Origin of the sequence: Kitasatospora sp. NPDC058406, from assembly GCF_042722765.1 — a bacterium.
Lineage (GTDB): Bacteria > Actinomycetota > Actinomycetes > Streptomycetales > Streptomycetaceae > Kitasatospora.
The window spans coordinates 37,517-45,824 of record NZ_JBHXKE010000041.1 but is presented as its reverse complement, the minus strand read 5'-3'; the positions used below and the strand labels follow the sequence as shown (position 1 = coordinate 45,824).

At 76.9% G+C, this 8,308-nt stretch carries 6 protein-coding genes; 2 read left to right on the top strand and 4 right to left on the bottom strand.

Going from position 1 to position 8,308, the window contains the following annotated elements; all coding sequences use genetic code 11:
* Positions 1-61: 61 nt before the first annotated feature.
* The 3 genes from ACFWOG_RS11300 to ACFWOG_RS11290 form a co-directional block, all read right to left on the bottom strand.
* The gene (locus ACFWOG_RS11300) at positions 62-862 is read right to left on the bottom strand and encodes an SGNH/GDSL hydrolase family protein (RefSeq protein WP_380356997.1); all 801 of its coding nucleotides are present in this window, start codon (positions 860-862) and stop codon (positions 62-64) included.
* A 442-nt stretch (positions 863-1,304) separates the two neighbouring features.
* Positions 1,305-1,922, bottom strand: a complete 618-nt coding sequence (locus tag ACFWOG_RS11295) for a hypothetical protein (protein ID WP_329880544.1) — start codon at positions 1,920-1,922, stop codon at positions 1,305-1,307.
* A 208-nt stretch (positions 1,923-2,130) separates the two neighbouring features.
* Positions 2,131-3,393, bottom strand: a complete 1,263-nt coding sequence (locus tag ACFWOG_RS11290) for a hypothetical protein (RefSeq protein ID WP_380356993.1) — start codon at positions 3,391-3,393, stop codon at positions 2,131-2,133.
* A gap of 203 nt (positions 3,394-3,596) precedes the next feature.
* Between ACFWOG_RS11290 and ACFWOG_RS11285 the strand changes: the two genes are divergently transcribed.
* Entirely contained in the window at positions 3,597-4,766 is a 1,170-nt protein-coding gene (locus ACFWOG_RS11285) for an exonuclease SbcCD subunit D (protein ID WP_380356990.1), read from the top strand.
* Entirely contained in the window at positions 4,763-7,879 is a 3,117-nt protein-coding gene (locus tag ACFWOG_RS11280; RefSeq protein ID WP_380356987.1) for an AAA family ATPase, read from the top strand. The genes ACFWOG_RS11285 and ACFWOG_RS11280 overlap by 4 nt, the downstream gene beginning before the upstream one ends.
* 65 nt (positions 7,880-7,944) lie before the next feature.
* Here ACFWOG_RS11280 and ACFWOG_RS11275 read toward each other — a convergent pair whose 3' ends face one another.
* Complete coding sequence (locus tag ACFWOG_RS11275; protein ID WP_380356984.1) at positions 7,945-8,199, bottom strand: hypothetical protein; 255 nt, start codon at positions 8,197-8,199, stop codon at positions 7,945-7,947.
* Positions 8,200-8,308 lie beyond the last annotated feature (109 nt).

The window sequence follows — 8,308 nt, the reverse complement described above, 5'->3', positions numbered from 1 at the left end:
GGCGGGCGCCGCGCGGTGGGCGGGTGAGCGCCGCGCGGAGGGCGGTCGGCCGGACGGGCGGTCAGGCCTGGGCGGAGAAGACCGGCAGGTAGCCGCCCGAGTGGCCGGAGGCCTTCGGGTGGTAGCTCTCCTCCACCGGCAGGGTGGTGCTGTTCAGCCAGGTGGTGGAGGAGCCGCAGATCTCGTGCTCCCGGAAGGCCGAGCGGACGTCACCGAAGGCGAAGCCCGCGTTGGCGGCGCGCTTGGCGAGCACGTCGGCGAGGACGTCGGCGGCGCTGTTGATGGCGGCCCGCTTGGTGTCGCCGATGCCGAAGATGCAGTTGCCGCCGACCTTGTAGAGGTGCGGGTAGCCCAGGACGACCACCCTGGCGTTGGGCGCCTTGGCGTGGATGGCCGCGTAGACCTGGTCGAGCTTGCCGGGAAGCGTGGTGGTGGCGTAGTTCTTCGCGGTGGCGACGGCGTTGAGGCACGCGCTCTCGGAGTCCAGCACGCAGGTCTGCATGGTGCCGGCGAAGCCCGCGTCGTTGCCGCCGACGCTGATGCTGACCAGCGTGGTGCCCGAGTTCAGCGCCGAGAGCTGGCTGTTGAGCACGTCACCGGTCTTGGCGCCCGAGCAGGCGACGAAGGCGAAGGAGGACGGCGCGTGCGCGTTCTTCCAGAGGTACGGGTAGGCGTTGGTGCTCCGCTTGCAGTTGCCGCTCTCGCCGGTGTAGCTGCCGGCCCCGAGGCCGGACGCGTACGAGTCGCCGAGCGCGACGTAGTTGACGCCGGCGGCCTGGGCCGAGGAAGCCGTGAAGAGGGTGGTCAGGGAGAGGAACGCCGCGAGGGTGGCGACGGACATGGCACGGGCAGGACGTAGCATGACACCTCCTGGGAGTGACGTGCGTCACATCATTTGATACCAGGCGGTAGGTATCGCGGGAAGCGGTCATGCCAAGGCAATTGACAGTCGGTCTGACAACGATGGAGTGAACTGCCGTGCCGGCGACGGAAAGTGCGACGTGCACGCCGGTGCGACGGACAACCCGTTCGGGGGACACAAGGGCAGCTCCGGGGCACGGCGCCCCGGGTCGTCGACGCGCGGTGCCGGGGACGACGGGGGGACGACGGCGGTGTGGCGACCCGACGTCAGGTCACCGCACCCCTGTGGGCGGTCTCCGTTCGACCGGCCGACGGACGATCAGGCGCGGCGGCCACCAGTGCCCGTACGGTCGGTCAGCGATCCTTCGGTCCGACCCGGGCTCGGTGGCGCGGAGCGGTCCCGCGCCCCGGCCCCGAGCCCCCAGGCCCGAGCCCCCCCGGATTCACGCCCCCGGATTCACCCCGGGGAACACCTCGCAGCCCTCCACCGGGAGCTCCTCGATGGCCTCGTTGGCAGCGGCCGGCACCCCCAGCCTCCGGACGGCGGTCGCCACGGCCGCCCGGGCCTGGCGCAGCCCGGGCGCACCCCAACCGAGGAGTTCGACCGCGAGACCGGGCGCGACCAGCAGCCGCCGGTAGTGCCGCCCCGAGGCCGGGTCCGGGGCGCTGGGGCCGACCGCCCGCAGCGCGGCGGCCATCCGGACGCGGGCGCACTCGTGCCCGCCGTTGGCCGAACCGACCCGGTCGTAGAGGTAGCCGAGGTAGTACGGCGTGCCGATCAGCGCCTGGGCCTCCTCGGCCGCCTCCCGGGCCAGCGCGGAGCCCGGGTCGCCGGCGTCCTCCGGTTCCAGCGACCCGCCGGGGAGCGAGACGATGCCGTCCTTGGGGTTGACCAGGGTCAGTACCCGGCCGTCGGGGGCGAACAGCCACCCCCAGGACTGCTTGACCGGGAGCCCGGCGGGCACCCGCTCGCCCGGCCGCCACGGCCACCCCGCGGTGGGGCGACGACGCACCTTCCCGAGCAGTTCGGCGACCTCCGCGCTGAACTCGATCCGGCCCATGCGCCCCCCCTTTCGGTCTCGGGCTCGCCGGACCGACGGGGCGCGGGGTGGACCCGCAGTGCGCGCGGTTCGGGGCTGAGCGGCGGGGTCGGCGGCGTGGGGCACCGGCCGTTCCCACTGTTGATCTTCCCCGAAATCTTCCCCGAACAGGCGGTCGATGAACAGTCCCCAGCGCCGCTCGGTGGACGCGCCGGACCGAAAGGGCAGGTCAGCCCGAGGGCCCACCGTCCTCCCCGGGCCGCGCGCCGGTAGGCCGTCCGCCGGGCGCGCCCGGACCGCCCGGCGGCGGGTCGGCGGAGGAATCCGGGCCCTCCGGCGGCGCCTGCGGGAGCGGGAACCCCGGCAGCGGGACCGCCGCCGGCGGGAAGGGCATGCCCCGGCCGACGTCGTCCGCGAGCGAGTCGAGCACCTCCCGGACGGTCATCGGCCGCAGCCGGCCCCCGTCGAGCGCCCAGCCGCGCACCGTCTGACCTCCGGGCGCCGCCGGGTCGCCGTGCAGCACCATCGCGCCCGCGCCGCCGCCGGCCACACCCGCCGCCAGCGTCACGCAGAACGCCTCGGTGTCCCGCCCGCCCGCGCGGAGGCGTCCGCGCTCCACCCGGACGTCCGCCGCCGAGGACAGCTCCTCGCCGTCCTCGGGGCCGTGGCAGCGGATCGTCACGAGGTGGACGCCCTCGCCCGCACCCCCGGCCAGCGCGAGGAGGACGCCGACGGCGTACCTCGTCACCGCCGCCGACCGCCGCTCCGCCGGCGGCCCCTCGCCGACCGCCGACAGCAGCGCGGCCATGGCGACCGAGATCCGCACCCTGGCCCGGTGGTCGTCGGCCAGTTCGGGGAGGAGCGCCACCAGCCGCTGGCCCGCGTAGACGAACGGCTCCCCCGCCAGCTCGGGATCGGCCGCGTACGCGACCCGGGCCGCCGCGTCCGCCGGGTCGAAGCCGAGTGCTTCGCAGTAGTCCTCGAAGTCGGCCGGGTCGAAGACCCTCAGGTGCACCTCCAGACCCTGGCCGTACAGCGCCCGGAGCTGGACCGCCGCACGCCTCAGGTAGGCCCGGAAGGGCAGGTCGCCGAAGAGGCCGTGCCGGGACAGGTCGGCGAAGTCGGCGGCGCGGACGACCAGCGCGAGCGCCACCGGCTGCGGCGGCGGCGCACCGCGCGGTCGCCACCGGCGCCGGTCCCCGGTACCGGGCCCGGCCGGACCGGCCGACCCGGGGCCGCTCGCTCCCCCGCCCGGGGGACGCCCACCGGGGGGACCGGCCGGCACGCCACCGGCGGCCGGTCCCCCCGGTCCGGGGCGGCGCCGGGCCGGACCGGCCGCCCGAAGCCGCACCGCCCGCCGCGCGGCAGCACCGGCCCGGGCCCGCCGACCGGGGCCGGGGCGGTCCCGCAGGCCCGGGGGATCGAGGTGGTCGAGGAGATCGAGGAGATCGAGGAGGTCGTCGGGGAAGGGGAAGCGGAACTGCCCGGTCATGGCCGTGTCCTTCCGTTCGGTCGTTCTCGCGGTCGCCGCCGGACCGCCCCGCACCTGCGGGCTCCCGGCGACCGCGAACATACACACCGTCACTGACAATCGACCGAGAGCGACCTCCGCCGGACCGGGGCAGGTCACGGCGGACGGGCCGCCGTCCCCGTTCCGGACCGCGTTGTCGGTGACGCCCGTTATGGTCGGGGACCATGCGACTGCTGCATACCTCCGACTGGCATCTCGGACGCTCGTTCCACCGGGAGAGCCTGCACGACGCCCAGCGCGCGTTCCTGGACCACCTGGTGGCGGTGGTCCGGTCCGAACGCGTGGACGCCGTGCTGGTCGCCGGCGACGTGTACGACCGGGCGCTGCCCGGCCTGGAGGCGGTCGCCCTCTTCGACGACGTCCTGCACCGGCTCGCCGACCTGGGCGTGCCGACGGTGTTCATCAGCGGCAACCACGACTCGGCCCGCCGGCTGGGCGTCGGCGCGGGCCTCATCGGCCGGGCCGGCGTCCACCTGCGGACCGACCCGGGCGAGTGCGCCGCGCCCGTCGTGCTCGCGGACGCGGACGGACCGGTCGCCGTCTACGGGCTTCCGTACCTGGAACCGACGCTGGTGCGGGAGCGGTTCGGGCTGGCCCGCGGCGGTCACGCCGCGGTGCTCGGCGCCGCGATGGACCAGGTCAGGGCCGACCTGGCGGGCCGCCCGGCGGGCACCCGGGCGGTCGTCCTGGCGCATGCCTTCGTCACCGGGGGCGAGCCCAGCGACAGCGAGCGGGACATCGCGGTCGGCGGCGTCGCGGCGGTGCCCGCGTCCGTCTTCGACGGCGTGCACTACGCGGCCCTCGGTCATCTGCACGGCTGCCAGACCCTCGCCCCGCACCTGCGCTACAGCGGTTCCCCGCTCGCCTACTCCTTCTCCGAGACCGACCACCGCAAGACGATGTGGCTGGTCGACCTCGTGGCGGACGGCTCGGTCGCCGCCGAGCGGGTCGACTGCCCGCAGCCCCGGCCGCTGGCGCGGCTGCGCGGCCGGCTCGACGAGCTGCTGACCGACGAGGGGCACGCCGCCGCCGAGCAGGCGTGGGTGCAGGCGACGCTCACCGACCCGAGCCGTCCGACCGAACCGATGGAACGGCTGCGACGCCGCTTCCCGCACACCCTCCAGCTGCTCTTCGAGCCCGAGGCGACGACGGCGGACGCCTCCCCGTCCTATGCGGCCAGGGTCAGCGGACGGACCGACCTGGAGATCGCCGAGGGCTTCCTGCGGCACGTCCGCCCCGGTGCCGATCCGGACGCCGACGAGCTGGGCTGGCTGCGCGAGGGCTTCGAACGCGTCCGGCAGACCACCGACCGGAAGGCCGAGCTGCCCCGATGAGACTGCACCGGCTGACCGTCACCGCCTTCGGCCCGTTCGCGGGCAGCGAGACGGTCGACTTCGACGCGCTGGCCGCCGGCGGGCTCTTCCTGCTGCGGGGAGCCACCGGCGCGGGCAAGAGCAGCGTGCTCGACGCCGTCTGCTACGCCCTGTACGGCGAGGTCCCCGGCACCCGGCGGGCCAACCGGCTGCGCAGCGACCACGCCGATCCGAAGCGGCTGACCTCGGTCCGGCTGGAGCTGACGCTCGGCGGGCGGCGGCTGGAGATCACCCGGCTGCCCGAGCAGCCGCGGCCGAAGAAGGTCGGCAAGGGCACGACGGTCGAGCGTGCCCAGACCCTGCTCCGCGAGTGGTCGACGGACGGCGGCGACGCTACCGGGGCCGGATCCGGGGGGAACGGAGACGGCGACGGGAGCGGCGGGCCGGGCTGGCGGGCGGTCAGCAAGTCGCACCAGGAGGCCGGCGAGGAGATCCACCGGCTGATCGGGATGAGCAGGGACCAGTTCTGCCAGGTGGTGCTGCTGCCGCAGGGTGACTTCGCGCGGTTCCTGAGGGCCGACTCGGAGGAGCGCGGCAAGCTGCTGCGGCGGCTGTTCGACACCGAGCGCTTCCAGTCCGTCGAGTCCTGGCTGGCCGAGCAGCGCCGGGCCCAGGAGGCGGCCGTCCAGACCGGCCGCCGCCGGCTGCGGGACTTGGCCAGCAAGGCCGAACAGGCGGCCGGCCCGGACGCCGAACCCGTCGAGGGCTGGGTGCCGGCCGAGGACGAGCCGGTCCCGGCGACCGGCGTGCAGGCCGGCACCGAGCTCACAACCGGGGTGCTCGGCTGGGCCGCCGTGCTGCGCGGCGGCGCGGCCGAACAGCTCGCCGTGACCGAGGCCGCGCTGGCCGGCGCGGAGGAGGCCCATCTGGAGGCCCAGCGGGCGGGGGCCGCCGCCGAACAGCTCGCCGACCGGCAGCAGCGGCACCGGCAGGCGGTGGCCGAGGCCGCCCGCCTGGCCGGGGACGAGCCGGCCCGGACGGCCGACCGCCGCCGACTGGCCGCAGCCCTGGCGGCGGTCGGGGTCGAGTCGGTGCTGCACCTGCGCGACTCCGCCGCGGTCGCCCACCGGACGGCCCGCGAGGAGGAACGACGGCACCGCGCGGCCCTGGCAGCCGCCGGCGGCCCGGACGGCGAGGGCCGCGCCCTGGCGCACGCCGAGGCCGAGGAGCTGGCCGAGGCCGAACGCGGGCTGCGCGCCGAGCTGGTCCGGCTGGAGGCGGCGGCGGCGGACGAGCGGCGCTGCGCCGAGCTGGACGGCGCACAGGCGTCGCTGGCCGCCGACCGGCAGCGCGCCGACGACCTCGCCGAGGAGGCGGCCGACTGGCTGTCCGGCTTCGAGGCGCGGTTCGCCGCCCTCCAGGAGGAGCAGTCCGTCGCGCGGGACGCGGCCGCGCAGGTCGACCGGCTGGACGTCCGGCGCAGCGAGCTGACCGGCCGCCTGACCGCCGCACGCGGCCGGGACGCGCTGCAGCGGGAGATCGACCGGGCCCGGCCGCAGGCACTCGCGCTGCGCGCCGACGCGCTGGACGCCCGCCGGCACAGCCAGGACCTGCGCGAGCTCCGGCTCGCCGGCATGGCCGCCGAACTCGCGGCACAGCTGCGGGCCGGGGCGCCCTGCCGGGTCTGCGGCTCCCCCGAACACCCGGCGCCCGCCCGGCCGTCCGGCGAGCAGGTCCGCGCGGCCGACGAGGACCGCGCCCAGGCCGCCCAGACGGCCGCCGAGCAGGCGGCCGACACCGCCGAACGGGAGCTCGCCGACCTCCAGGTGCGCCAGGCCGCCGCCGCCGGGGCCGCCGGCGCGGAGAGCACCGACGCCCTGGCCGAGGCCCTCGGTGGGCTGGAGCGGGAGCACCGCACGGGGGTCCGGGTCGCGGAGGGGCTCGGCGCGATCGGGCGACGGATCGAGCAGACCACCCGGGAGCAGGCCGCCCGGCTCACGGCCCTCGGCGACGCGCGTGAGCGGAGTGCCGAGCTCGGCGCCCGGATCCGCACCCTGCACGCCGAGCGGGAGGAGCGGGGCGGCCGGGTGGCGGCGGCCCGGGGCGGCGCGCCGTCGGTCGCCGCCCGCGCGGCCGGCCTGGCCCGCCTCGCGTCGGCCGTGTCCGCCCTGGCGGGCGCGGCCCGGACGGCTGCCGAGGCGGCGTACCGGCTGAAGGAGGCCGAGGGCGAGCTGGCGCGGGCCGCCGTCGCGGCCGGGTTCCCGAGCGCGGAGGACGCCGTCGCCGTCCTGCTGCGCCGGGAGGAGCGCGAGCGGCTGGAGCTGCGGCTGGAACGCCACCGCGCCGAGCTGGCGGCGGCCGAGCGGCGGCTCGCCGAACCGGAGCTCGCCTCCGCGGCGGCCTGCCCGCCGGCGGATCTGCCCGGCACCCGGGCCCGGCTCCACGCCGCCACCGACCGCCTGCGGGCGGCGCACGCCGCCCGGGACGCGGCGCGCGCCCGCTGCGACGCGCTCGCCGGGATCGGGCGGCAGCTCGCCGAGCTGGCCGGCTCGCTCGCCCCGGCGCTGGCCCGGTACGGCCGGATCAACCGGCTGGCCGCGCTCGCCGCCGGCACGTCCGCCGAGAACCGGCTGCGGATGCGGATGGAGTCGTACGTCCTGGCGGCCCGGCTGGAGCAGGTGGCCGCGGCGGCGAGCGACCGCCTGGTCCGGATGTCCGGCGGTCGCTACACCCTGGTCCACAGTGACGACCGGGGCACCGGCACCAAGCGTTCGGGGCTGGCCCTGCGGGTGGTGGACGCCTGGACCGGCACGGAGCGCGACACCGCGACCCTCTCCGGCGGCGAGAGCTTCTTCGCCTCGCTCGCGCTGGCCCTGGGCCTGGCCGACGTGGTCACCGACGAGGCCGGCGGCATGCCGCTGGACACCCTGTTCATCGACGAGGGGTTCGGCAGCCTCGACGAACACACCCTGGAGGAGGTGATGGACGTCCTCGACGGTCTGCGCGAGCGGGACCGCGCCGTCGGCATCGTCAGCCACGTCGCCGACCTGCGGAGCCGCATCCCGACCCAGCTGCTGGTCCGCAAGGGCCGGCACGGCTCCACGCTGGCCCTGGCGGGGCGGGAGGACGCCTGACCGGGGGACCGACGGCGGGCGTTCGGAACGCCGGGGAGCGCCGGGGAGCGCAGGGCCCGGCGCGGTCAGCCGGAGCAGGCGATCCGCTGCGCCTGCTGCCAGGCGCACACCGGGCAGAGCGTGGTGCCCGGGTGGTCGGCGGGCAGCTCGGTCGGGTCGCCGCACAGGACGCAGTCGGCGCGCGGACCGGTCAGCTCCGGATCGTGCACCAGCGCCGCCTCTGCGCCACCGGGCGCCAGGGCACAGACCCCGCTGTCCGTGGCGTCCGTCGCGTCTGGGACGTTCCGGGCGTCCTCGTGGTTCGTGACCGCTTCGCTCATGCCGCCTTCCTACTCCGCACCCCGGCCCTGCCGCAAGGCGCCGGGGAGACCGCCCCGGGGGCGCGGCGCGAGGAACCGGGCCACCGCGGACGGCGAGACCCCGGGGCGA